This window comes from Gammaproteobacteria bacterium (genome assembly GCA_015709695.1).
GTDB lineage: Bacteria > Pseudomonadota > Gammaproteobacteria > Steroidobacterales.
Window position 1 is genome coordinate 2,816,283 of sequence record CP054183.1, and the last position, 23,735, is coordinate 2,840,017.

Consider the following 23,735-nt stretch of genomic DNA (forward strand, 5'->3'; position numbering starts at 1 on the left):
GGCGCCTAGCGTCCCCCGCAGGTTGTCGGCGGAGAACCGTCATATGCGAAACCATTCGCTGCGGAAGAAGATCATTGCCCTGGCTGTCGCGGCGGCGCTGGCGGCGCCACCTGCCGTGCTGGCCGGCGGCATGGTGGACGAGGACCCGGGTTTCGAGGCCATGCTCGTGGATGGCGTGATCGTCCGACCGCTGGGCCTGGGCGCGATGGTGCTCGGCGCGGCTGCCTGGGTGGTGACGCTGCCGTTCAGCGCGCTCGGCGGCAACGTCGGCGCGGCCACCGAGAAGCTGGTGGTGGAGCCGGCGCGCTTCACTTTCGTGCGACCGCTGGGCGAGATCTGACCGGGCCGTGTGCCGTTCCAGGCCGGCACGGGAACCCGCCTCGCAGGACGGTGAATCTTGAGGGTGGCCGTGACTGCCGCGTCCGGGCGGCTGGGCCACGCGACGCTCCGCGCGCTGGTCCGTGAGGTCGGTGCCGCAAGCGTGGTCGGTGTCGCGCGCAGGCCGGCACGCATCGCCGTGCCGGGCATCGAGACCCGCAGCGGCGACTACCAGTCCGTCCGGTCCATGGAGGCAGCGCTCGAAGGCATCGATGCGCTGGTGATGATTTCCGCGCCGGTGACGCCGGGCACCGATCGCCTGGCCCTGCACCGCAACGCCATCGCCGGCGCCACCCGCGCCGGGGTGAAGACCACCCTCTACACCAGCGTGATCGGCAGCGACGGCGCGAAAGGGACGCTGTTCAAGCCCATGCATGGCCTCAACCGCCAGACCGAGGCGGAGCTGCGCGCCTCCGGCATGCAATGGATCGTCGCCCGCAACGGCCTGTACATGGAGCTCGACCTGGAGCACATCATCCGCGCCGGCGCGCAAGGCGGCGTGTACCGCAATCCGGGCGGGCCCGGGCGGGCGCCCTACATCACCATCGACGAGCTGGCCTTCGGTGCCGCGCGGCTGGTGACGGGCGCGGCACCAGCCGGTCGGGTCTACAACCTCTGCGGCGAGTGCGCGACCCAGGCGGAGCTGGTGGCTCTCGCCAATGCGGTGTTCGGGCTCGCGGTGGCCTACGACACCGAGAGCGACGAGGACTGCATCGCCCGGTTCCTGCGCGTCTACCCGGAACGCGGCGAGGACGTGGCGCGCATGCTGACCGGCTGCTTCCAGTGCATCCGCAACGGCGCCTTCGATGTGCCGTCGGACTTCGCCGCCGCCACCGGGCGTCCCTGCCGCTCCCTGCGCCAGATGATGGAAGACTGCCGGAGCAAGCGCGCCACCGGCTGAGCCGCGCCACGGCCATCGCCCGCCGTCCGCGCCTTCAGCCCAGCAGCAGGCGCGTGCCCTCCGGCGCGCGCAACAGCCGGCCGTCCGGTCCACGGACGGGCTGCAAATCCCGCGCTGCCAGGGCACGGGTCAGCGTGTCGCCATCCTGTTCCGCATAGCGCAAGGCCAGTCCGCCCGGACGTGCTGCCCGGCGCAGTGCCAGCCTGAGGCCGGGTGTGTCCAGTCTCACGGTGTCGTCGTCGCTGCCTGATTCGAGGAAGCCGGCGGCCTCGAAGAAGGCGCGGCTGGTGGCCGGATCGGCGCAGTCCAGCGTGACCTCGGTGCAGCGGCCAATGAGGGAGCTGCCACGGTCGATCCCGTCACCCGGCGAGAACGTCCGTGCCTCGAGCATCAGCAGCAGCAGGCCGTCCGGGCTGCGCAAGGCGGCCTCGTGGAACTCGTCCTCGCCCAGGCGGCAGGTCTCGAAGCCGAGGCCGGCCGCTTCCAGGGCTCGCACCTGGCGGGCGAGGTTCGGGCGCACGAAGCACAGCGCCGGCTCGTCCAGGCCGCCACCGTGCAGGCCGACGACGAGGGTGCCGTCAGTGACCACGGCGTAGTGCCAGGGCCGGATGTCACCCGCGGGCAGTTCGCCGAAGCCGAGCGCACGGTAGAAGTTCAGTGAACGCAGCACGTCCGCCGCGGGCACGCTGACCTCGAGGAACCTGCCGAACGAACCCATCATGGGGTCACTCTACCCGAGAACCACTTTGCATAACCTGCGGCCGGAACCCGCCCGGCAGGCGGGAATGTGACATATGACACGTCGCCCGTTCACGCCGTCGGGGAAGCTGCCGGCGCCGGTGCCACCCGCCTGCGGGCGGGGTGCAACGGCGTGGATCCACAACAGGGCGTACGGCAATGATCTATGGGCGCAAGGGCATTCCTGCCGCGGCATCCCTGCCGCAGCGCTTGCTGCTGACGCTGCTGGCGGCGGGCATCACCCTGCTCGCCGGCTGCGGGCCGCTGACGAAATACGATCCCGACCCCGGGCACCTGGAGTCCGCCGACGCCAGGCAGGGCATACCGGAGCCGGTGGGCCAGGTGCCGCTGCCGCCACCGCCGAAGCCGGCGCAGCGCCCGGAGACCTTCAGCGTCGTCGTCACCGACCTGCCGGTGCGCGACGTGCTCTTCGCTCTGGCGCGCGATGCCGGCATCAATGTCGACATCCACGGCGACATCCAGGGCCGCGTCACCATGAACGCCATCGACCAGACGCTGGTGCAGCTGCTCGATCGCATCTCCCGGCAGGTGAGCCTGCGCTACCAGCTCGAATCCGGCAGCCTGGTGGTGATGCCGGACGCGCCGTTCTGGCGCAACTACGCGGTCGACTACGTCAACCTGGCGCGCACCAGCGAGGGCGAGGTCAGCGTGGCCACGCAGGTGGCCACCACCGGCGGTGCCGACGTCGGTTCGGCAGCCTCCGGTTCCGGCACCAGCTCCGGCACCAGCTCCGGCGGCAGTGGCGACGAGGGCGAGGGCAACACCTCCCGCACCAAGGTGAAGAGCACTTCGGACAACAGCTTCTGGGCCACGCTGGCGGCGAACGTCCGCCAGCTCGTCACCGGCCAGTCCGCGAGCGGCGGGGCCGGCGGCGAGGCCGGCGCGACGGCAGCCGCTGACCCGGTGGTCGCCAATCCCGTCGCCGGCATCATCAGCGTCCTGGCGACCCAGGCCCGGCATGCCCAGGTGCAGGCCTATCTCGACCATGTGACGACCAATGCCAAGCGCCAGGTGCTGATCGAGGTCACCGTGGTGGAGGTGAACCTCAGCGATGCCTACCAGGCAGGGGTCGACTGGTCCAAGGTTTCTTCCGCGGGCGGCGCCGGCAAGGACGGCATTTCGATGTTGTCGACCATGCTCGGCAGCAACCTGGCGTCGCCGCCGGTCTTCACCATGACCTACAACAACTTCGACGCCGACGGCAGCGGTTTCTCCGCGGCGGTGAAACTGCTGGCGCAGTTCGGCGACACCAAGGTGCTGTCGAGTCCGCGGATCATGGCGCTGAACAACCAGACCGCGCTGCTCAAGGTCGTGGACGAGCGGGTCTATTTCAGCCTCAAGCAGGATACGGTGGAAGGCACCGACAACAACAACCCGCGCACCATCATCACCAGCGAGATCCACACCGTGCCGGTGGGCTTCGTCATGAGCGTGACGCCGCAGATCAACCCCAACGGCAATGTCAGCCTCAATGTCCGCCCGACGCTGACGCGCATCCTCGGTTTCGCGACGGATCCGGCGCCGCAGCTGATGGGCGCGGACTTCGAGAACCTCGTGCCGGAAATCCACGTCAACGAGATCGAGTCGCTCCTCGAGGTGGCCGACGGCCAGACCGTGGTTCTCGGCGGCCTGATGACCGACGAGCTGCAGAAGAACCGCGACGAGATCCCGCTGCTCGGCCGCCTGCCGGGCATCGGCAACCTGTTCTCCTACCGCGACGATGCCGTGCGCAAGAGCGAGCTGGTGCTGTTCCTGCGCCCGACGGTGATCCGCAGCGCCGGCGTCGGTGCGCCGGCGGTGGCCCGGGCCGCACTGCCCACCTCGCTGGATGCGCCGGGCCTGCCGTCCCTGGTACGCCAGCCGTGAGCACTCTGCTCGACGTCCTGCACAAGCGCCCGTCGCGCGCGCAGCTCGCCGCCACGGCGCCAGCACCGGAAGCGGACGAGCCCGCGGCCGGGCAGCCGCAGGAGGCCACGCTCAGCCTTGCGCCCGAGGGCGACGAGGCGGGCGACACGCAGGGTTTCTCGCGCCGCTGGACCGATGATCGCGAGCCGCCGGCCACACCGGCGCCGGCACCGGCGGCGGAGCCGGTCATGACGAGAGCCATGACGCTGCCGCCCGCCGCCCGCGGGCGCCTGGGTCCGGTGGCCGTGGTGGCGATCGCGGGGCTGGCCTGCATCGGCTGGCTGGCCTGGCAGTACTTCCGCACGCCGGATGCGGCGGCGGTGGTGGAGGAAGAGGCGACCGCGGCCGCAAGCGACGCCGCCCCCGCCGACACCGCGGCCCTGGCACCGCCGCCGGCGGCGCCAGCCCGCGGCACGACGCGCCGCCACCCGGCGAGGGCCGCGGTCCCGGCGCAGCCCGGGCCGGTGCTCGCCTGGTATGACCAGCCCGCCCTGCCCGCCGAGGACGGCGCAGCCCAGGCGGCACCCGCCAGCACCGACACGGAAATCCGCATCACGCGCGGCACCCGGCCGGACCCCGCCTTCGAGCGCCTTTCCGCCGCCTACCAGGCTCTGGTGGCGGGTGATGCGGCCGCCGCCGAGTCGACGTACCGCGAGGTCCTGGCCGCCGATGCGGGAAACATCGATGCGCTCCTCGGCCTGGGTACCCTGGCCGCACAGGCCGGGCGCCATGCGGAGGCACGCGAGCAGTTCCGCCGCGTCCGGCAGCTCGATCCGAAGAATGCCGCGGCAGCCGCCGCGTTGTCGGCGCTCCCCGGCGAGGCCGGCATCGATGCCGGCGAAAGCCAGCTCAAGGTGCTTCTGGCCGAGCAGCCCGGCTCGGCGGGTCTGCATTTCGCGCTGGCGCTGCAGTATGTCGCCGGGCAACGCTGGCCGGATGCCCAGCTGGAGTTCTTCGAGGCCCTGCGTCTGGCGCCGCGCAACCCGGACTATGCGTTCAACCTCGCCGTGAGCCTGGACCGGCTGGGACAGGTGCAGCCTGCCGCCAGCTACTACCAGCGCGCCATCGAGCTGGCTACCGGCGGCCAGCAGTTCGACATCGACACCGCGCGCGCCCGCCTCGCGAGCCTGCGCGGGCCGGGTGGCTGAGGCCATGCCCGGCGCTCCCCACCAGCCGATGGCTGCGCGGCCGGCCGCCGCCGCGCCGGCCCGGGAGCGTCGCGCGCCGCGCAAGCAGCTCGGCGAGTTCCTGGTCGAGAAGGGGCTGATCAACCGTGACCAGCTGCGGGTCGCCCTCACCGAGCAGAAGCAGAAGAACGAGCGTCTGGGCAAGATCCTGGTGCGCCTGGGCCTGGCGAGCGAGTCCGTGCTGCGCGATGCGCTGGCCGAGATGCTGCGCGTGGAGAGCATCGACCTCTCCAGGGTGGTGCCCGACAGCGATGCCGTGGCGCTGCTGCCGGAGGAGCTGGCGCGACGTTTCCGCCTGCTGCCGGTGGCCTACGACCCGAACCTGCGCGTGCTCACCGTCGCCATGTCGGATACCTTCGACGTCGTCGCGCTGGACCAGGTGGCGGCACTGCTCGGCGGCAACATCCAGATCCGCACGCTGCTGGCGAGCGATGCCGAGATCCAGGGGGCGATCGAGGCCTTCTACGACCACGAGTTCTCGCTGGCGGCCATCCTCCAGGAGATCGACGCACCCCGCGACGGCGCCGTTCCGGCCGCCATGGCCGGCGACGAGGAGGTCACCCAGCCGCTGGTGCGCCTGGTCGACGCGCTGCTGGCCGATGCGGTGAAGCGCCGCGCCTCGGACATCCACCTGGAGCCGGAGGACGGCTTCATCCGCGTGCGCTACCGCATCGACGGCGTGCTGCGGCAGGTGTCCACGGTGCACAAGAAGTTCTGGGCGGCCATGGTGGTGCGCCTGAAGGTGATGGCGGGCATGGACATCACCGAGACCCGCGCGCCGCAGGACGGGCGGATCTCGCTCAGCCATGGCGGCCGGGCAGTGGACTTCCGCGTCGCCAGCCAGCCGACCATCCACGGCGAGAACATCGTGCTGCGCATCCTCGACCGGCGCTCCGGGGTCGTGCCGCTCGACGACCTCGGCCTGGCGGATGACCAGCTCACGCTGCTGAAGCTGCTGATGGCCAGGCCCGAGGGCGTCATCCTCGTCACCGGCCCGACCGGCAGCGGCAAGACCACCACGCTGTACTCGATCCTCAACCACCGCAACGACGAGTCGGTGAACATCATGACGCTGGAGGATCCGGTCGAATACCCGTTCCCGATGATCCGCCAGACCTCGCTCGGCGATGCGGTGAAGCTCGACTTCGCCGGCGGCATCCGCTCGATGATGCGCCAGGACCCGGACATCATCCTGGTCGGCGAGATCCGCGACGAGGCGACCGCGGAGATGGCCTTCCGCGCGGCGATGACCGGCCACCAGGTGTACTCGACGCTGCACACCAACTCGGCGCTGGGCGCCATCCCGCGCCTGCTCGACATCGGCCTGCGCCCGGGCATCCTCGCCGGCAACATCATCGGCATCCTCGCGCAGCGGCTGGTGCGCCGGCTCTGCCACCACTGTCGCCGGCCGCATCCGCCCTCCGACATCGAGCGGCGCCTGCTGGGCATCGACGCCGACGCAGCACCGGAGCTGTTCGAAGCGGGCGGCTGCGAGCGCTGCCACGGGACCGGCTACCGCGGCCGCCTCGCCCTCATGGAGATCGTCCGCTTCGATCGCGACCTGGACTACGCGCTGGCCGAGGGCAAGTCCCTCGGCGAGCTGCGCGCGCTGGCGCTCGCCAGGGGCTTCCGGCCGCTGGCCGAAGATGGCATGCGCCGCGTGCTGGCGGGTGACACCAGCCTCGAGGAGGTCTCGCGGGTCGTCGACCTCACCGAGCGCGCCATGGAGATTGGCCCATGAGCGGCTTTGCCTACAGGGCCGTGGCCGCCGGCGGGCGGGTGGTGCGTGGCCAGCTCGCGGCGGCGAGCGAGCTGGAACTCGACGGTCTGCTGCAGCAGACCGGCCTGCAGCTCATCGACTGCCGGCCGCTGCGGCAGGGGCGAGCCAGCGCGGGCGGCGTCCGCGCGGGAAGCCGCGAACTCATCAACTTCTGCTTCCACCTCGGCCAGGCCCACAAGGCGGGCCTGCCCATCCTCGATGCCCTGCGCGACCTGCGTGACAGTACCGGCAACCCGGCCTTCCGCGACGTGCTGGCCTCGCTGGCGCTGGCGGTGGAGGGCGGGCGCGGGCTCTCCGCGGCGATGGCGGCCTTCCCGGTCACGTTCGACCGGGTCTTCGTCAACCTCGTCAGGGCGGGGGAGCAGTCGGGCGAGCTGGCCGCGGTGCTGGAGCAGATGACCGCCTCGCTGAAGTGGCAGGACGAGCTCGTCGCACAGACCCGCCGGCTCACCCTCTACCCGGCCTTCGTCGCCACGGTGGTGATGGCCGTGGTGGCCTTCCTGATGATCTATGTCGTGCCGCAGATGAGCGAGTTCCTGAAGAACATGGGGCAGGACATGCCGTTGCACACCCGCGCGCTGGTGGCGACCTCGGCCTTCGTCACCGCGTACTGGTACCTGCTCCTCGTGCTGCCGGTGGTGCTTGCCCTGGGCCTGCGCTGGCTGGTGCGGCGCCATGTCTGGGCCCGGCTGGCCTTCGACCGCCTCAAGCTGCGTGCGTGGATCGTCGGGCCGATCCTCGAGAAGATCGTGATGAGCCGCTTCATCACCTATTTCCAGATCATGTACGCCTCCGGCATCACGGTCGTCGATGCGCTGAAGACCTCGCGCGACCTTGCCGGCAATGCCGTGGTGGCCGAGGCCCTGGGCAAGGCCCATGGATACGTCGAGCAGGGCAACAGCCTGAGTTCAGCGCTGGCGCGGGCGGAGCTGTTCCCGCCGCTGGTGCTGCGCATGGTGAAGATGGGCGAGGACGTCGGCCAGCTCGAGCAGTCGCTGCTCAACATCACCTACTTCTACAACCGCGAGGTGAAGGAATCGGTGGAGCGGCTGCAGGCGATGATCGAGCCGGCCATGACGGTGATCCTCGGCCTGATCCTCGGCTGGGTGATGCTGGCGGTGCTCGGCCCCATCTACGACACCATCGGCCGGATCGCCATGTGATCGCCATGCGCATCGGCTACGTCATACACCTGGGCAGCTCCGGCGCCACGCTCTGGGCGTGGCGGGGGCGCGGCTTCGCGCCGCTGCCGCCCGGCACGGCAACCGGCACGACGCAGCTGGTCGCTGCACTGCGGGTGTTGCCGCCGGCCCCGGTTGCGGTACTGGTCGATCGCGTCGACGAGGAACACCTGCGCGACACCCTGCCGCGGCTTGGCCGGCGCGACCAGCGGGCCGTGCTCGAGCGCAGGCTCGCGCGTGCCTTTCCGCGCTCGATGTTCCGCACGGCACAGCTGCAGGGACCCAGCCTGCGCAACCCCGGCGAGACCGATGTGCTGTTCTCCGCCCTCACGCGTCCGGAACCGGTGCGTGAACTGCTCGATGCGCTGGCCGCGGCGCGCATCCCGGTTGCCGGCGTGCAGGTGCCGGCGCTGCTCGCCGGCCGGCTGCTCGATGAGGCGGCCCGCGGCGCCGACGCCACGCTGCTGGTGCTGCGCCGGGCCAGCGGGCGCCTCCAGCACTGCTTCTTCCGCCGCGGCAGGCTGGCTGGCAGCCGCGGCCTGCGTGCGGGGTCCGGGCAGCAGGCCGGCGATGGCCTGCTGGTGCAGCGCCAGGTCGAGGAAAGCCTGCGCTACTTCGACGCCACCTACCAGGCCAGTGCCGGGCAGCCGCTGCAGCTGCTGTTGCCTGCGGCCGACCTGGCGGCACTGGCCGCTGCCGGTTCCGGCGGCGAGAACTGGCAGGCGCGTGCCTTCGATCCCGGGGACTCCGTCCGCTGCTTCATCGACCTGCTGCGGATCCTGCCACCGGCCGGCGATTTCGCGACCGCCGGAGAACGCCGCTGCTACCAGCTGTTCCGCGTGCGCCGCTACGCCAGCGTGGCCTGCCTGGTCGCGACCGGGCTGTCGCTGGCCGGCGCGCTGGCCAACGGCCTGGCGATCCTCGAGGCCCGCCAGCAGGTGGCCGGTTCGGCCGCCGCGGTGGACCAGCTCGACGCGGCCCTGCCGGATCCGGGCAGCGCCCGCAGGGGCGTGGACCCGCTGCTCATGCGTGCGGCCGTGACGGCCTACGACGCCGTGGCCGGGCACCAGGCCGATCCGGCCTGGGTCCTCGCCGCGGTGGGCGAGGCCATGGGCGCCGGACAGGGAATCCGGCTGGATGGCATCGAATGGACGGTCGGCCCGCCGGTGGCCGCGGCCGATGCGCCACCGGTCGAACCCGGGGTGGATGAGGAGACGCCGCCCGCGCCTGCGTCCGTGCCCGCCGCCGAAAGGGTGACGGTCACGCTGCGCGGCCATGTCGCCCCGTTCAGCGGGGATTACGTGCAGGCGTTCGCCGAGGTCGAAGCCTTTGCACAGGCCCTGCGCAGCCAGCCCGCCGCCGCGCAGGTGACGCTCAAGGCGCAGCCGCTCGACCTCAGCCCCGGGTCGACGCTCACCGACGAAGTCGCTGGCGACCAGCCCGGCAAGGCCCGGGCTGGCTTCACGCTGGAACTGCTGATGAGGCTCCCCGATGCGACGGGCTGATATCGACCTCGGGTTCCTCGTCGATGGCCTGCGCTGGCGCCTGGTGGCGTTCGCGGCCGCGCTGCTGCTCTTTGGCGTGGCCTGGTGGGTGCGCACCGGCATCTCGGTGGCTTCGGAGCGGCAGCGCGGTGAGCTCGCCGCCCTGGAGCAGCAGCGTGTGGAATTCGCCGAGCGCCTCGACGCCCGGCAGGCGTTCGAGCCGCGCTTCCAGTCGCTCGTGGAATCCGGTGTGGTGGGCGAGGCGCAGCGGTTGCTGATCGCGCAGGGGCTGCGTGATGCCGCCACGGCGCTCGGCATTCCGTACCTGCGCTACGCCATGGGCCCGCGCCACGCCTTCCAGGCTCCCTATCTCGGGACCGGGACGGCGGCGCCGGTGATGGCCACCGCGGTGGACGTGCAGGCGGGATTCGCCCGGGAAGCCGACCTGCTGCGCCTGCTGGCATGGCTGCGCCAGGAGGTGCCCGGCTACTTCGACGTGGCCGCCTGCTCGCTGGAGCGGGTGGGTGGTGATGCCGCGCCACAAGCCGGCAAGGCCAGTTTCGCCGGCAGCTGCACGCTGCGCTGGTACTCGATACCGCTGGATGCGCCCGGCACGCAGCTGGCCGGACACGCGGCGCCGGAACTGCAACGTGCGCGGCGTGGCCGGCATGAAGCCGGGGCCGGCGATGACAACCGTCCCGCGATCCCGGTTCCCGGCCGGCGGGTGGTGGTGAACGGTGTCCTGCGGCCGCGCCACGGGCCCGCGCTGGCCTGGCTCAACGGCCAGCCGCAGCCGCTGGAGATGCCGCTGGATGCGCAGAACCGGGTCGCCGTGCCGGCAGCAGGCGCTGCCGCGCCGCTGCGCCTCAAGCCCGGGCAATCCTGGGACCCGGTCAGCCGGCGCGTGCATGACTGCGGCTCCTGCATCGCCTCGCTGCCCGACCCCGGCCAGGCGGCGCCATGAACGCCCGTGCCCAGCGGGGCGCGGCATTGCTGATCATGATGCTGATCCTCGTCCTCGGTGTCTCGGCCTGGCTGGTTCGTGGCCTGGATGCCCGGGCCACGGCCACCGCGCGCGTGCAGCGATCCGCGGCCGCGCTGGCGGAGGCCAAGGAAGCGCTGCTCGGCTACATGGTCACCACCGAGGCGGCCTTCCCGGGCAGCTTCGGGCTCCTGCCCTGCCCGGACATCGACGCCTCCGGCACGTTCGCCGAGGGCATCGCCCACGACAGCGCCTGCCTGACACGGTATCGCAGCGTCATGGGACGCTTTCCGTGGAAGACCGTCGGCGTGGCGCCGGCGCGCGGCAGCATCGGCGAGTGCCTGTGGTACGCGGTGTCGGGAACCTGGAAGGCCGCGACGCTGGCGTCCGCGGAACTCGTCAACCCCGACAGCAATGGCCAGTTCCGCGTGCTGGCCGCCGATGGCAGACTCATGGCCGGCGCGACGCCGGCCAGTCGCGCCGTCGCGGTGATCATCGCACCGGGGGCGCCGCTCGCCGGGCAGGCACGCCCGGCGTCGGGCCCCGGCACCGGGCAGTGTGGCGGCAACTACGTCGCCGCGCGTTACCTGGACCGCGATGGCGCAACGGGCGTCGACAACGCCGATCTCTCGGCGCTGCCCGACGCCATCGACGATTTCATCAATGCCGAGCCGGGCCGCGATGACCTCGACGACCAGCTGGTGTTCGTCACCCGCGCGGAGATCGAGGATCGCCTCATGCGCCGGGCCGATGTCCAGGCCCGCCTGCGCGACCTCACCGGCGCGGTGGCGAAGTGCATCGCCCGGTACGGCAAGACCAATCCCGGCGGCGCGGCCGATCGCCGCCTGCCCTGGCCGGCACCCATGGCGCTGGCGCAGTACCGCAGCGATGCAAGCTACGACGATGCGTCGATCGGCTGGCTGTCGGGCCGCGTCCCGGATCGCGTCAACGACAGCAACGCGCTGACCGGCAATACCCTGGCGCGCCTGCTGACCAACTGCGATGCCGCGGCGGTGCCGGAGTGGACCCCGGCGATGCTCGCCCTCTGGCGCCACTGGAAGGACCACCTTTTCTATGTGGTTGCCGGCAGCTTCAGGCCGGATGCGCTGCCGCATTCCAGCTGCGGCAGCTGCCTCGGCGTCAATGGCGCGGGCAGCCATGCGGCGCTGGTGATCTTCGCCGGCCAGCGCCTGGCCGCGCCGGGCCAGATCCGCGACCAGCCGCCGATGGATGCCGACACGCGCGCGCTGGCGGGCAATTACCTGGAAGGGCGCAATGCCGCGAACTTCCCGGATGGCACGGGTGACAAGGACTACCAGTCCGCTGCGCCCGGCGCGAACTTCAACGACCTCCTGTACTGCATCGATGCGAACCTGGGGGTGGCCGCATGCTGAACACATCGCGCCGCGAACGCGGCTTCAGCCTCATCGAACTGGCCGTGGTGCTGACCATCATGGGTCTGCTGCTGGCCGGCCTGGCGATGCCCCTCGGCGCCCGCATCGACCAGCAGCGCCACGACAGCACCGCCCAGCAGCTGGTGGACATCCGCGCCGCCCTGCAGGGTCACGCGCTGGCGAACGATGCGCTGCCCTGCCCGGCAACGCCGGCCAGCAACGGCCGTGCCGCTCCCACGGCCAACGGCTGCACGGTCCAGCACGGCTTCGTGCCCGCGGCAACGCTGGGCCTGCCCGGGCCGCGCAATGCCGACCAGCTGCTGCTGGACGCCTGGGGCAATCCCATCCGCTACTCCGTCAGCCGCAGCGATGCCAACGGCGACGGCAACTGGGATTTCGTCCGGCCCGGGCAGATGCGAGCGGTGACCCTCGCCGCCCTGGCGCCCGACCTCAAGGTCTGCACCACCGCGGCCGGGTCCACGGCGACGGCCTGCGCCAGCAGCGCCACCACGGTGGTGGCCAATACCCCCGCCATCCTGCTGTCGATGGGCAAGGACTGGGCCGCCTTCGCTTCGCCCGACCAGGTCGAGAACGCCGGGGCGACGATCGGCGGCGGGCCATCCGGCCTGGTGTATCGCGTCGCCGACGACCTGGTCTTCGTCAGCCACGCCCAGGCCGCAGCCGCCGGCGCGGAATTCGACGACATCGTGAACTGGATCTCACCGGGCGGCCTGTACGGGCAGATGGTGGCGGCAGGGCGGCTGCCCTGAGCGCGCCGGCACGATCCTGAAACTGTGAGCCGTTTTACAGAAGACCCGCCGCGGTTTGCGAAAAGATTGCTGCCACGCACACGAGCCCGGGCCGGGGTTGGCCTGGTACCCACAGTGGAGATGAGCATGAACCTTCCGCGGCAGCAGCAGGGCTTCACCCTGGTCGAGATCGCCATCGTGCTGGTCATCATCGGCCTGATGATCGGCGGCGTCCTCAAGGGACAGGAAATGATCACCAACGCCAAGGTCAGCCGGGTCGAGAACGACTACAAGGGCATCACCGCGGCCATCCTTGCCTACCAGGACCGCTATGGCGTGCTGCCCGGCGATGATCCGGCCGCCTCGACGCGCTTCGCCGGCACCTGGAGCGGCGCGGACAACGGCAACGGCAATGGCGTGGTCAACGGCAACTGGAACAGCACCGTCAACAGCGACGAGTCGCGGAAGATCTGGAAGCACCTGCGCGGCGCCGGCTTCATCAAGGGCCCGGTCGACAACACCGCGGCCAGCTACCAGCAGCCCTCCCATGCCTTCGGCGGCCTGATCGGCTTCGAGCAGGGCCTGTACAACCTGAGCGGGCACGTGCTGGTGTTCGGCGCACTGCCGGGGAACATCGACCAGATCCTCGAGGCGCGCGGCGACAACGGCAGCCCGTCCTCCGGTTCGATCCAGGGCAGCCCCACGCAGACGGCTTACAACATCAACGCCAACTACAACCTGGCGTTCCGCTTCTAGCCGGAGTCCTGCAGGCCGCGGGTGATGCCGTTGACGGTGGCCAGCAGCGCCTCGTAGAGCTGCGCATCCTGGCGATTGCCGCCGCGCCAGCGGCGCAGCAGGTCGACCTGCAGCAGGCTCATGGGATCCACGTAGGGATTGCGCAGGCGGATGGCCCGGCGCAGGGCCGGGTTGCCCTCCAGCAGGACCGACTGGCCGCGCAGGGCCAGCACGCGCTCCACGCACAGGTCGAACTCGCTGCGCAGGCGGGCGAAGAAGCGCGTGTGCAGGTCGCCGGCCAGTTCGGAATAGCGTTCGGCGATGCCCATGTCGGCCTTGGCGAGCACCAGCTCGACATCGCCGAGCAATGCCTGGAAGAAGTACCAGTTCTGCGCCATGTCGCGTACCGCCGCCTCGCCATGCTGCTTCATGATGGTGTCGAGGCCGGTGCCGAAGCCGAACCATCCCGGCATGATCATCCGCGTCTGCGTCCAGGCCGCCACCCAGGGCACGCCCTTCAGGTTGTCGATGCCGTCCCCGCCAGCCGGCTCCTGTCCGGGGCGTGACTGCATGCGCCCGATGGCATCCACCGGGGTGGCCTGCCTGAAGTAGTCGAAGAAGTCCGGCGTGTCGTAGACCAGCGCCTTGTAGTGCTCGCGGCTGCAGCGGGCGAGGTCCTCCATCATGGCGCGCCACGCAGCGCCGTCCTGGTCGCCGGCCTGGCTGGACAGCAGCGTGGCCAGCGCCACCGAGCCCATGGCCTGTTCCAGCGTGCGCAGCGCCACGCCGCGGAAGCCGTACTTGGCGCTCACCATCTCGCCCTGGTCGATGGCGCGCAGCCGCCCGCGTACCGCGCCGGGCGGCGAGGCCAGCACCGCCGCGTGGGTCTTGCCGCCGCCGCGGCTGATGGCGCCGCCACGACCGTGGAAGAAGGTGAATTCCACGCCGGCGTCGTCGAGCACCTGCACCAGCGCCGACTGCGTCTGTTTCAGCAGCCAGCGGGCCGATGCCAGGCCGCCATCCTTGTTGCTGTCGGAATAGCCGAGCATGATGATCTGGCGGCGTTCGCGCCGTGCCAGGTGCTCCCAGTAGATGGGGTCCTGCAGCAGCTGGCGCATGGTGGCGTGGGCATTGGCCAGGTCCTCGGTGGTCTCGAACAGCGGCGCAACGTCCAGGGGCACCGAGCCGCCCGGCCCGTGCAAGTCCCCCCAGCGGCCGAGCAGCAGCACCGACAGCAGGTCGTCGGTGCCATGGCTCATGCTGACGATGAACGGCCCGATGGCGCGCTTGCCGTACTTGCGCCGGCAGAACGATACCGCCTGGAAAGCCGCCAGCACCCGCTTGGCATCGTTGTCGAGGTTCTCGCGGGGCGATTCGTTGCGGCGGATGGCCTCGCGGATGCGTTCGGCGCGCTCCTCCGGTGTGTGCTCCAGCCATTGCGGGTCGCCGAGGCAGCGGCCGACGACCTCGCGGATGGCGATCGCGCTCTGCTTGAGGTCGAGCGCCATGAGGTGGAAGCCGAAGGTCTCCACCCGCCGCTGCAGCCGCCGCACGGCGAACAGCCCGGCGTTGGCGCCACGGTTGGCGCGCAGGCTCGTGGCGATGAGGCCGATGTCGTCGAGGAACTCCTCGGGCGACTCGTAGGGGTAGCTGCCGTCGTCATGGGTTGCCTGCAGGCGCGCCATCATCAGCCGCAGCAGCACGCGGTAGGGCATGTCCCGGTGGCGCAGCGGGATCGCGCCCATGGCGCGGCCGAAGTGCGCGGCGTAGTGGCGGATGCGCTCGTGCACGGCGCCATCGGCGGCCACGCGGCCGGTGCCCTGCGAGAGCTTGTTGGCGAGGTCGCGGCATTCGCGGTGGTAGAGGTCGAGCACCAGCGAGCGCTGCCGGGCGAGCACCTCGCGGATGGCGCGCGCGGTGATCTCGGGGTTGTCCTCCATGTCACCGCCGATCCAGGAGGCGAAGCGCACGATGGACGGCGGCGCCGGGGCGCCGGCGCCGTAGGCCTCGGCGAGCGCCTGCTCGATGGCCTCGTAGAATGCCGGTATCACGCGGTAGATCACCTCGGTCAGGAAGAACAGCGTGTGCTCGAGTTCGTCGAACACCGTGCGCGCCTCGGCCGGGTACTCCTCGGTCTGCCAGATGGTGGTGATCTCGGTGCGGATGGCATCGACGAAGGCGGCGATCTCCGCCGGCGTCAGCTCCGGGTTCTGCATCTCCACCAGCCGGCGCGCGATCGCCTGGTGCTTGCGCAGGATGGTGCGGCGCGTCGGCGCGGTGGGGTGCGCGCTGAAGACCGGCACGATGCGCAGCGAGGCCAGCAGCCTGCCGGCCGCGTCCGCATCCAGGCCGCTGTCACGCAGCCTGGCGATGGTCTCGCGGATGCTCCCGGGCTGGCGCATCGAGGAGGCCTTCAGGTAGTCGCGCCGGCGCCGGATGCGGTGCACCTGCTCGGCGGTATTCACCACCTGGAAGAAGGTGGAGAAGGCGCGGACGAAATCGCGCACGCTGGCGGTGCTGAACTGCTGGAGGATCGCGCCGATGCGCGTACCGGCGTCGGCATCGCCCTCGCGGCGGTCGATGGCGGCACGCCGCGCGGCCTCCACGGCCTGGAACAGCTCCTCGCCGCACTGCTCGCGCAGCAGTTCGCCCACCAGGTTGCCGAGTTCGTGGACGTCGCGGCGCAGCTGCGCGTCCTTCTCGGCAAACTCGATGTCCTGGCGCCGTTCGCTCGGCCTCGCGGTCGGGTGCAGGCCCGTGAGATTGGTTGGATTCCAGGCGGACATCAGGGGCCGGGGGGACGGATTCGCTGCCCGTGCGGGGCGGGTTGCCCCGGGGCTGGAAATCTTAGCACCGGGCCGCACAAATCGGCATGAAGGCGCGTCATATCGGCAGCGCCGGCGAAGTAGCCCTCTGGCAGATTGCCCGTGCCGGGCTACTCGCCCGCCGCCGGAGTCTCCCTTGTCGAAGCAGCTGTTGCATCGTCCTGCGGATGCGCCGCCAGGCGGGGCCAGGCGCGGCGTCGATGCACAGCTGCTGGACGCAGCGAGCGCCGCTGAGCCGGGGCCGTCCACCTGGATCGGCGAGTTCCGCTGGCTGCTCGGCCACGCGGCGATCTCGCCGGTGGCGGCGCCGGAACCGGATGCACCGCTGACGCTCGCGGCCCTCGCCGGGCAGTACGCCGCCTGCTTCCCGCGCGTGTCGGCGGACGCGGACTGGCTCGCCGGACGCAGCATGGCGGTGGTGGCAAGGCGGCTGGCGCCATTGCTCGCGCCGGGAGCGGAGGTGGCGCTGGACCTGTCCACCGTGACCGGCATCGCGCCGGCGCAGTCGCCGCGGCCGGAGCACATGCGGCTCGTGGCTTCGGGACTCGAGGCGTCGTTGCCGGCGGCGCTCGCCCGCTATGGCATTGCCCCCGGCCGCCTCACGCTCTCCGCCGGGGCGGATCATCCCGGCATCGGTGACCTCCTGCGCCTGCGCCACTGCGCCGCGCTCGGCCGTCCCGGCATCGCCATCCGCCTGCCCGATGCGCTGATGCTGGCGCTGCGCGGTGCCGAGACGGGAGAGCCCGCAGCGTGGCGCGGCGATCCGCTGCCGCTCTGGCAGGGCCTCACCGGCATCGGCCACCGCGAGCCGGGCGTGCACCTGCTGCTGCAGCAGACGACACGGCCGGCCTGCACGCTCGCTGCCGGCGAGCGCAGCGATGCCGTGCTGCCGCTCGGGCTGTTCGAGGTGCGTGCCGACAGCGCCTGGCTGGCCGTGGAACTGCGGCTCGACGCCCTGCCTGGCGAGGCGCCGGCCGCCGCGTTCGTCGGCCTGCGCCGCCTGCTGCGGGCGACCCTGCGGCTCGCCGACAACCTGGTGGAGCAGGCCGACTGGCCATCGCCCGAACTGGGGCAGGACGCGCTGGTCAACCGCCGCCTGGCCCTGCATGTGACGGGGCTGGGCGACCTCGTGGACCGCTGGGGCCTGGATCCCGAGGAGTTCGGCACCGTGCGTCTCGCGCTGCGCTGGATCGGGCTGCTGCGCCGCCTGCTGCTGCGGGAGTCCAATGCGCTGGCCCGCGAGCGGGGGCCGTTCCCCGGGCTGCAGCTGCAGGAACTGCAGGCCAGCCTCAGCCGCAGCTTCGGCGCCGAGCGGGCGCGACGCGTGCTGCGCCAGGCGGGCCTGCGCCACCGCCACCTGCTGGTGCTCTCGCCCTACGCGGTGTTTCCCCGCGGGCGCCCGCGGCGGCCGCTGCCGGCCTACCTGCACCTGCTGCCGGTGACGCGCTTCGCCGACACCATCGCCATGCACGGTGACGGCATCGCCCGCGCGCTGCCGCCGCAGACTTTCCGCCGCCTGCTGCGCCTCACCTGGGCCATCGGCCACAACCGTCCTTGACCTCCCCGCGGGGGGCATGGATACTGCCCCGCGTGTTTTCCGTGAACGAAGCCGGTCGTTGGTGGCGCACCCTCTCCGCGGAGGGGGTTGCTGGCTAGCACCTGTCGTTCGTCCGGCCAATGACCCATCTTCGCGGCAGCGGGGATGGGTTTTTTGTTGCCCGGAAGAAAAGCGGACACCTGCCATGGATGCACTGAATGCAAGGACCATTTGACATCGCCGCGGACCTGGACACCCCGGTGTCCACGTTCCTCAAGCTGCGGCCATTGCGGCCGCGGTTCCTGCTGGAGAGCGTGGAGGGCGGCTTCCAGCTGGCGCGCTATTCCTTCCTGGGTTTCGGTGCCGCCGCGGAACTGCATCTCGACGCGAGTGGGCTGCGGGTCAATGGCGCCATGCGCCCGCTCGCACCCGGCCGCGACGCCTTGCTCGATGCCTTGCGCGCGGCGCTCGCCGCCACACCGAGGCTGGCGCCGGAGGTGCCGGGCCTGCCGTTCGCGGGCGGCCTGGTGGGCGTGGCCGGATACGACATCGTGCGTCACTTCGAGCGGCTGCCGCGGCCGCCGGCGGGTGCGCCGGTTCCCGCCGTGCCCGAGGCGGCCTATCTGGCCACCGATTCGCTGCTGGTCTTCGACCACCTCACGCGCCGCATCGCGCTGCTGCATGCGGGCAGCGGTGCCGAACGCGCCAGCCTGCGCCAGGAGGTGATGCGGCTGCTGCGCGGGCCGCTGCCGCCGCCGGCGCCGGAGCAGCGTCACGGGCCCGCGGTGCAGAGCTTCAGCGGCGCGGACTTCCGTGCCGCGGTGGAGCGCGCCAAACACTCGATATCCCTCGGCGATGTCTACCAGCTGGTGCTCTCGGTGCGCTTCACCGGCGAGCACAGCCTCTCGCCGTTCGAGACCTACCGCGCCATGCGGTTGATCAATCCCTCGCCGTACATGTTCTTCCTCGATCTCGGCGAGCTGCAGGTGGCCGGCTCCTCGCCGGAGGCGCTGGTGCGGCTGCGCGGTGGCCGCGCGGCGCTGCGCCCGATCGCCGGCACCCGCCCGCGCGGCGAGGACGCCGCCACCGACCTGGAGCTGGAGGCGGACCTGCGCGCCGACGAGAAGGAGAACGCCGAGCACGTGATGCTGGTGGACCTGGCGCGCAACGACCTCGGCCGGGTCGCGGTGCCCGGTTCCGTCCACGTGGACCCCTACAAGGCCATCGAGCGCTACAGCCATGTCATGCATATCGTCAGCGGCGTGCAGGGGCAGCTGGCGCCGGGCCGCGATGCCTTCGACCTGTTTGCCGCGGCCTTCCCGGCCGGGACGCTGGTCGGCGCGCCCAAGGTGCGGGCCATGGAGCTGATCGATGAACTCGAGCCGGTGCGCCGCGGCCTGTACGCGGGAACGGTCGGCTACTTCGGCAACAACGGCGACATGGACCAGGCCATCACCATCCGCACGCTGGTGTTCCGCGATGGCCGCTACAGCTACCAGGCCGGCGCGGGCATCGTCGCCGACAGCGTCGCGGAGAGCGAATACCAGGAGGTGCTGGCCAAGAGCGCCATCCTGCGCCGCGCGCTGGCCATGGCGGAGGGCGGGCTGTGACACCGAAGCTGCTGCTGATCGACAACTACGATTCCTTCACCTACAACCTCGTGCAGGCCTTCCTGGTGCTGGGCGCCGACGTCGAGGTGTTCCGCAACGACGAGATCACGGTCGAAAAAGCGCTCGCGCTGGCGCCCAGCCATGTGTGCATCTCGCCCGGGCCGGGACGGCCGGAGGACGCGGGCGTTTCGCTGGCCATGATCGCCGCCTTCGAGCGCCGCGTGCCGCTGCTCGGTGTCTGCCTGGGGCACCAGAGCCTGGTGCAGCACTTCGGCGGGCGCATCGTCGCCGCGCCGCGCCTGATGCACGGCAAGACCTCGCTGGTGAGCCACGATGGCCGCGGCGTGTTCGCGGGCCTGGACAATCCGTTCGAGGCCGGGCGCTACCACTCGCTCAGCGCCGAGGACGCCAGCATGCCGGCGGAGCTGGAAGTCAGCGCCCGCACGGAGCGCGGCGAGATCATGGGCGTGCGCCACCGCAGCCTGCCGCTGGAGGGCGTGCAGTTCCACCCCGAGAGCGTGCTGACGCCGGCCGGCAACCAGCTCATGGCCAACTTCCTCGAGCTGCGCCGGGCATGAGCGCGGTCGCCGGCGCATCGCTGGAGGCTCTGCTGGCGCGCCGCTCCCTGGCGGCGGACGAGGCCGCTGCGCTGATGCACGCGCTCGCCGACGAGACCCTGCCGCCGGCGCTGTCCGGGGCGGTGCTGGCCGTGCTGCGGGCCAAGGGCGAGACCGCGCAGGAGCTGCGCGGCTTCGCCAGCGCCATGCGCGAGCTGGCGCGGCGCGTGCAGCTGCCGGCGGGCCTGCCCGCGGCCGACGTGGTGGGCACCGGCGGTGACGGCTCCGGCAGCCTCAACATCTCCACCGGCGCCTCGCTGCTCGCCGCAGCCTGCGGCGTGCCGGTGGTGAAGCACGGCAACCGCTCGGTATCGTCGCGCTCGGGAAGCGCCGACGTGCTCGAGGCGCTGGGCGTGCCGCTCGCCCGCGATCCCGGGGAGGCGCTCGATTGCCTCGCCCGCTGCGGCTTCACCTTCCTGTTCGCGCCGAACTTCCATCCGGCCATGAAGGCCGTGGCCCCGGTGCGACGCGCGCTCGGCATCCGCACGGTGTTCAACGTCCTCGGGCCGCTGACCAATCCGGCGGCGCCGCCCTACGGCCTGATCGGCGCCTTCGACCTGCCGACCGCGCGGCTGATGGCCGATGCCCTGTCGGGCCTGCCCATCGAGCGCTGCTTCGTGGTCCATGGCGAACCCGGCTGGGACGAGGCCACGCCCTGCGGGCCCTTCACGCTGTTCGACGTGCGCCCCGGCGTGGTGCGCCGGCTGCGCCGCGATCCGGCCCGCTTCGGCATCACGCCCTGCACGCCCGCGGGCCTGGCCGGTGGCGATGCCGATGCCAACGCACGCGCCCTCGAGGCGGTGCTGGCCGGCCGCGACCGTGGCCCGCACCGCGAAGCGCTGGTGCTCGGTGCCGGCCTGGTGCTGGACCTGACCGGTCGCGCCCGCGGCCTGCGCCGCGGCATCGAGGCCGCACGCCGGGCGCTGGATGCCGGCGCCGGCGCCGCGCTGCTGGAGCGCCTGCGGGAGTTCCGCAGGAGCCGGCCGTGAGCGGCAGCGGCGGCGATTTCCTGGTGCGCATGGCCGCGGCGAGCCAGGGCCGGCTCGCGCAGGCGCGCGCGCGGCTCGCCGAGGCGGACCTGCGCCGCCGTGTCGCGGCGCTGCCATCGCCGCCCGCACCGCGCTTCGATGCCGCGGCCTTCCACCTGATCGCCGAGGTCAAGCGCCGCTCGCCCTCCGTCGGCCAGCTGGCCGGCGCATCGCTGTCGCCGGTGGAGCAGGCCCGGCTGTACGCCGGGGCGGGTGCGCTGGTGGTATCGGTGCTGACCGAGCCCGAGGAGTTTGCCGGCAGTCTCGCCGATCTCGAGGCCGTCACCGCCGCGCTGCCGGCCCTGCCGGTCATGCGCAAGGACTTCCTCGTCGACGGCTACCAGGTGCTGGAGGCACGCGCCGCCGGTGCTGCCGGTGTGCTGCTCATCGCCGCCATGCTGGAGCCCCGGCAACTCGAAGCCATGCTGGCCTGCGCCCTCGGGCTGGGGATGTTCGTGCTCGTCGAGGTCTTCGGGCAGGAGGACCTTGCCCGCTGCCAGCCCGCGGTGCTCGCCGCCTCCAGGACGCCGGCCGGTGCCGGGCGCGTGTTGCTCGGCGTCAACTGCCGCGACCTGCGCACGCTGCAGGTGGACTTCTCGCGCTTCGCGGCCCTCGCCCCGCAGCTGCCGCGGGCCCTGCCCTGGGTCGCGGAGAGCGGTATCGGCACGCCGGCCCAGGCCGCGGAGGTGGCCGCCCTCGGCTACCGCCTGGCGCTGGTCGGCACGGCGCTGATGCGTTCGGGCGACGTGCCCGGGAGTGCTGCCGCGCTGCTCGCCGCCGGGCGCGCCGCGCTGCGCAGCGCAGCGGGCTAGGCGTGCTGCCATGCGGACGTTCGTCAAGATCTGCGGCCTGCGCACGGCGGAGGCCGTTGATGCGGCCATCGAGGCGGGCGCGGATGCCCTGGGCTTCGTCTTCGCCGAGTCCGTGCGCCGGGTCAGTCCGGAGCAGGCCGCGGCGCTCGCGGCCCGGGTTCCGCCCGGCATCCTGCGCGTGGCGGTGATGCGCCACCCGGATCCCGCGGACTGGGATGCGGTGGCGGCGGTGCTGCGGCCCGACTGGCTGCAGACCGATACCGCGGATATCGCCGGTCTCGCCATCCCGCCCGGCATCGGCCTGCTCCCCGTGTACCGGGATGCGCCCGGCCTCGACAGCAGGGCGGCCGGCCGCGAAGATCAGCTGCTCTTCGAGTCGGCCGACAGCGGCACCGGGCTCGCGCCCGATTGGGACCGGGCACGTCACCTGGCGCGGCAGACGCGCCTGGTGCTGGCGGGCGGGCTGCATCCCGGCAATGTCGGCGCGGCGATCCGCCAGGTCCGGCCCTGGGGCGTGGATGTCAGCAGCGGCGTGGAGGCCGCGCGCGGCATCAAGGATCCGGAGAGGATCAGGGCGTTTGTCGCGGCGGTGCGCCGCGCAGGACAGGAAGATGCGGAACATGGATAGCGAGGAGGCGGCCACGCTGCTGCAGCGCTTGCTGCGCGGGGAGTTTCCCGACGGGCGCGGCCGCTTCGGCCCTTACGGGGGCCGCTATGCGCCGGAGACCCTGATGTCCGTGCTGGAGCGGCTGGAGGCCGGCGTGCGCCGCTACCTGCACGATGCGGCGTTCGCCGCCGAACTCGCCGGCGAGCTGCGCGACTGGGTGGGCCGGCCGACGCCGCTGACACCGGTGCGCCGGCTCGGCCAGGCCTGGGGCGCGCAGGTGTATCTCAAGCGCGAGGACCTGGCGCATACGGGGGCGCACAAGATCAACAACGCGCTCGGACAGGCGCTGCTGGCGCGTCGCCTGGGCGCGCGGCGCGTCATCGCCGAGACCGGTGCCGGCCAGCACGGCGTGGCAACCGCCGCGGCCTGCGCCCGCGTCGGCCTGCCCTGCACGGTGTACATGGGTGCCGTCGACGTGCAGCGCCAGGCGCCCAACGTGGATCGCATGCACCAGCTCGGTGCCCGCGTGGTGCCGGTGGAGAGCGGAGACCGCACCCTGCGCGCGGCGATCGACGAGGCCTTCCGCGACTGGGTATCGGACCCCGAGGACGCCTACTACCTGCTCGGCTCCGCCGTCGGCCCGCACCCCTATCCCTGGCTGGTGCGCGAGCTGCAGTCGGTGATCGGCCGGGAGGCGCGGGCCCAGTTCATCGAAGTCACCGGGGGCCTGCCGGATCTCGCCGTGGCCTGCGTGGGTGGCGGCTCCAATGCCATCGGCCTGTTCCATCCCTTCGTGGCCGATGCCACGGTGGGGCTGATGGGCGTGGAGGCCGGTGGTCGCGGCACGGGGCTGGGCGAGCATTCCGCGACGCTCGGGCGCGGCCGGCCGGGCGTGCTCCACGGCAGCTACTCCCTGCTGCTCCAGGACGACGACGGCCAGGTGCAGGAAACGCATTCGATCTCCGCCGGCCTCGATTACCCGGGCGTGGGCCCGGAGCACGCCTTGCTCAAGGCCATAGGCCGCGTCAGTTACGTCAGCGTCACCGACGCGGAGGCGCTCGACGCGCTGCGCGAATGCTGCGCCGCCGAGGGCATCCTGCCCGCGCTGGAGTCCTCCCATGCCCTGGCCGGCGCCCGCCGCTGGGCGCGGGACAACCCGGGCCGGCGCATCCTCGTCGGCCTGTCGGGCCGCGGCGACAAGGACATGCCGACGCTGTCGCAGGCGCTGGCCGGCGCCGCCGCCGGCAGCCATCACTGAGGCCCG

General features: G+C 72.0%; 20 protein-coding genes. 18 read left to right on the top strand and 2 right to left on the bottom strand.

Going from position 1 to position 23,735, the window contains the following annotated elements:
- Positions 1 to 43: 43 nt before the first annotated feature.
- Both HRU81_12995 and HRU81_13000 read left to right on the top strand, forming a co-directional pair.
- A complete protein-coding gene (locus tag HRU81_12995) occupies positions 44 to 340 on the top strand; it encodes a hypothetical protein (GenBank protein ID QOJ32960.1) in 297 nt (98 codons plus the stop codon).
- A 69-nt stretch (positions 341 to 409) separates the two neighbouring features.
- Positions 410 to 1,279, top strand: a complete 870-nt coding sequence (locus HRU81_13000; protein ID QOJ32961.1) for an NAD(P)H-binding protein — start codon at positions 410 to 412, stop codon at positions 1,277 to 1,279.
- A 34-nt stretch (positions 1,280 to 1,313) separates the two neighbouring features.
- Here HRU81_13000 and HRU81_13005 read toward each other — a convergent pair whose 3' ends face one another.
- On the bottom strand, positions 1,314 to 2,000 hold the full coding sequence (locus HRU81_13005; protein QOJ32962.1) for a hypothetical protein: 687 nt from the start codon (positions 1,998 to 2,000) through the stop codon (positions 1,314 to 1,316).
- A gap of 176 nt (positions 2,001 to 2,176) precedes the next feature.
- On the opposite strand from HRU81_13005, the gene mshL reads away from it, so the two are divergent.
- From mshL to HRU81_13050, 9 genes are all read left to right on the top strand, one after another.
- A complete protein-coding gene (mshL, locus tag HRU81_13010; GenBank protein ID QOJ32963.1) occupies positions 2,177 to 3,904 on the top strand; it encodes a pilus (MSHA type) biogenesis protein MshL in 1,728 nt (575 codons plus the stop codon).
- Positions 3,901 to 5,091 carry a tetratricopeptide repeat protein gene (locus HRU81_13015; GenBank protein QOJ32964.1) on the top strand — a complete coding sequence of 397 codons (1,191 nt, stop codon included), beginning with the start codon at positions 3,901 to 3,903 and terminating at the stop codon, positions 5,089 to 5,091. The genes mshL and HRU81_13015 overlap by 4 nt, the downstream gene beginning before the upstream one ends.
- Positions 5,092 to 5,119: 28 nt before the next feature.
- Positions 5,120 to 6,871 (top strand): Flp pilus assembly complex ATPase component TadA, encoded by a 1,752-nt coding sequence (gene tadA / locus HRU81_13020; protein ID QOJ33408.1) that lies wholly within the window; start codon positions 5,120 to 5,122, stop codon positions 6,869 to 6,871.
- A complete protein-coding gene (locus HRU81_13025; protein ID QOJ32965.1) occupies positions 6,868 to 8,073 on the top strand; it encodes a type II secretion system F family protein in 1,206 nt (401 codons plus the stop codon). The genes tadA and HRU81_13025 overlap by 4 nt, the downstream gene beginning before the upstream one ends.
- A complete protein-coding gene (locus HRU81_13030; protein ID QOJ32966.1) occupies positions 8,070 to 9,596 on the top strand; it encodes a hypothetical protein in 1,527 nt (508 codons plus the stop codon). The genes HRU81_13025 and HRU81_13030 overlap by 4 nt, the downstream gene beginning before the upstream one ends.
- Positions 9,583 to 10,539 carry a hypothetical protein gene (locus tag HRU81_13035; GenBank protein ID QOJ32967.1) on the top strand — a complete coding sequence of 319 codons (957 nt, stop codon included), beginning with the start codon at positions 9,583 to 9,585 and terminating at the stop codon, positions 10,537 to 10,539. The genes HRU81_13030 and HRU81_13035 overlap by 14 nt, the downstream gene beginning before the upstream one ends.
- The gene (locus tag HRU81_13040) at positions 10,536 to 11,951 is read left to right on the top strand and encodes a hypothetical protein (protein QOJ32968.1); all 1,416 of its coding nucleotides are present in this window, start codon (positions 10,536 to 10,538) and stop codon (positions 11,949 to 11,951) included. The genes HRU81_13035 and HRU81_13040 overlap by 4 nt, the downstream gene beginning before the upstream one ends.
- Positions 11,945 to 12,721, top strand: a complete 777-nt coding sequence (locus HRU81_13045; protein QOJ32969.1) for a type II secretion system protein — start codon at positions 11,945 to 11,947, stop codon at positions 12,719 to 12,721. Before HRU81_13040 ends, HRU81_13045 begins: the two co-directional genes overlap by 7 nt.
- 126 nt (positions 12,722 to 12,847) lie before the next feature.
- Positions 12,848 to 13,456: a prepilin-type N-terminal cleavage/methylation domain-containing protein gene (locus HRU81_13050; protein QOJ32970.1), complete on the top strand. Its 609-nt coding sequence runs from the start codon at positions 12,848 to 12,850 to the stop codon at positions 13,454 to 13,456.
- Here the strand turns inward: HRU81_13050 and HRU81_13055 are convergent.
- On the bottom strand, positions 13,453 to 16,221 hold the full coding sequence (locus HRU81_13055) for a phosphoenolpyruvate carboxylase (protein QOJ32971.1): 2,769 nt from the start codon (positions 16,219 to 16,221) through the stop codon (positions 13,453 to 13,455). The genes HRU81_13050 and HRU81_13055 overlap by 4 nt on opposite strands.
- A 175-nt stretch (positions 16,222 to 16,396) precedes the next feature.
- Between HRU81_13055 and HRU81_13060 the strand changes: the two genes are divergently transcribed.
- The 7 genes from HRU81_13060 to trpB all read left to right on the top strand — a co-directional run bounded on the left by HRU81_13060 (position 16,397) and on the right by trpB (position 23,729).
- The gene (locus tag HRU81_13060) at positions 16,397 to 17,818 is read left to right on the top strand and encodes a hypothetical protein (protein QOJ32972.1); all 1,422 of its coding nucleotides are present in this window, start codon (positions 16,397 to 16,399) and stop codon (positions 17,816 to 17,818) included.
- 197 nt (positions 17,819 to 18,015) lie between these two features.
- Positions 18,016 to 19,407: an anthranilate synthase component I family protein gene (locus tag HRU81_13065; protein ID QOJ32973.1), complete on the top strand. Its 1,392-nt coding sequence runs from the start codon at positions 18,016 to 18,018 to the stop codon at positions 19,405 to 19,407.
- The gene (locus tag HRU81_13070; protein ID QOJ32974.1) at positions 19,404 to 19,985 is read left to right on the top strand and encodes an aminodeoxychorismate/anthranilate synthase component II; all 582 of its coding nucleotides are present in this window, start codon (positions 19,404 to 19,406) and stop codon (positions 19,983 to 19,985) included. The genes HRU81_13065 and HRU81_13070 overlap by 4 nt, the downstream gene beginning before the upstream one ends.
- Positions 19,982 to 21,013, top strand: a complete 1,032-nt coding sequence (trpD, locus tag HRU81_13075; protein QOJ32975.1) for an anthranilate phosphoribosyltransferase — start codon at positions 19,982 to 19,984, stop codon at positions 21,011 to 21,013. Before HRU81_13070 ends, trpD begins: the two co-directional genes overlap by 4 nt.
- Positions 21,010 to 21,864 (top strand): indole-3-glycerol-phosphate synthase, encoded by an 855-nt coding sequence (locus HRU81_13080; GenBank protein QOJ32976.1) that lies wholly within the window; start codon positions 21,010 to 21,012, stop codon positions 21,862 to 21,864. Before trpD ends, HRU81_13080 begins: the two co-directional genes overlap by 4 nt.
- Before the next feature lie 10 nt (positions 21,865 to 21,874).
- The gene (locus HRU81_13085) at positions 21,875 to 22,492 is read left to right on the top strand and encodes a phosphoribosylanthranilate isomerase (protein ID QOJ32977.1); all 618 of its coding nucleotides are present in this window, start codon (positions 21,875 to 21,877) and stop codon (positions 22,490 to 22,492) included.
- The gene (gene trpB / locus HRU81_13090; GenBank protein ID QOJ32978.1) at positions 22,485 to 23,729 is read left to right on the top strand and encodes a tryptophan synthase subunit beta; all 1,245 of its coding nucleotides are present in this window, start codon (positions 22,485 to 22,487) and stop codon (positions 23,727 to 23,729) included. Before HRU81_13085 ends, trpB begins: the two co-directional genes overlap by 8 nt.
- Positions 23,730 to 23,735: the final 6 nt, after the last annotated feature.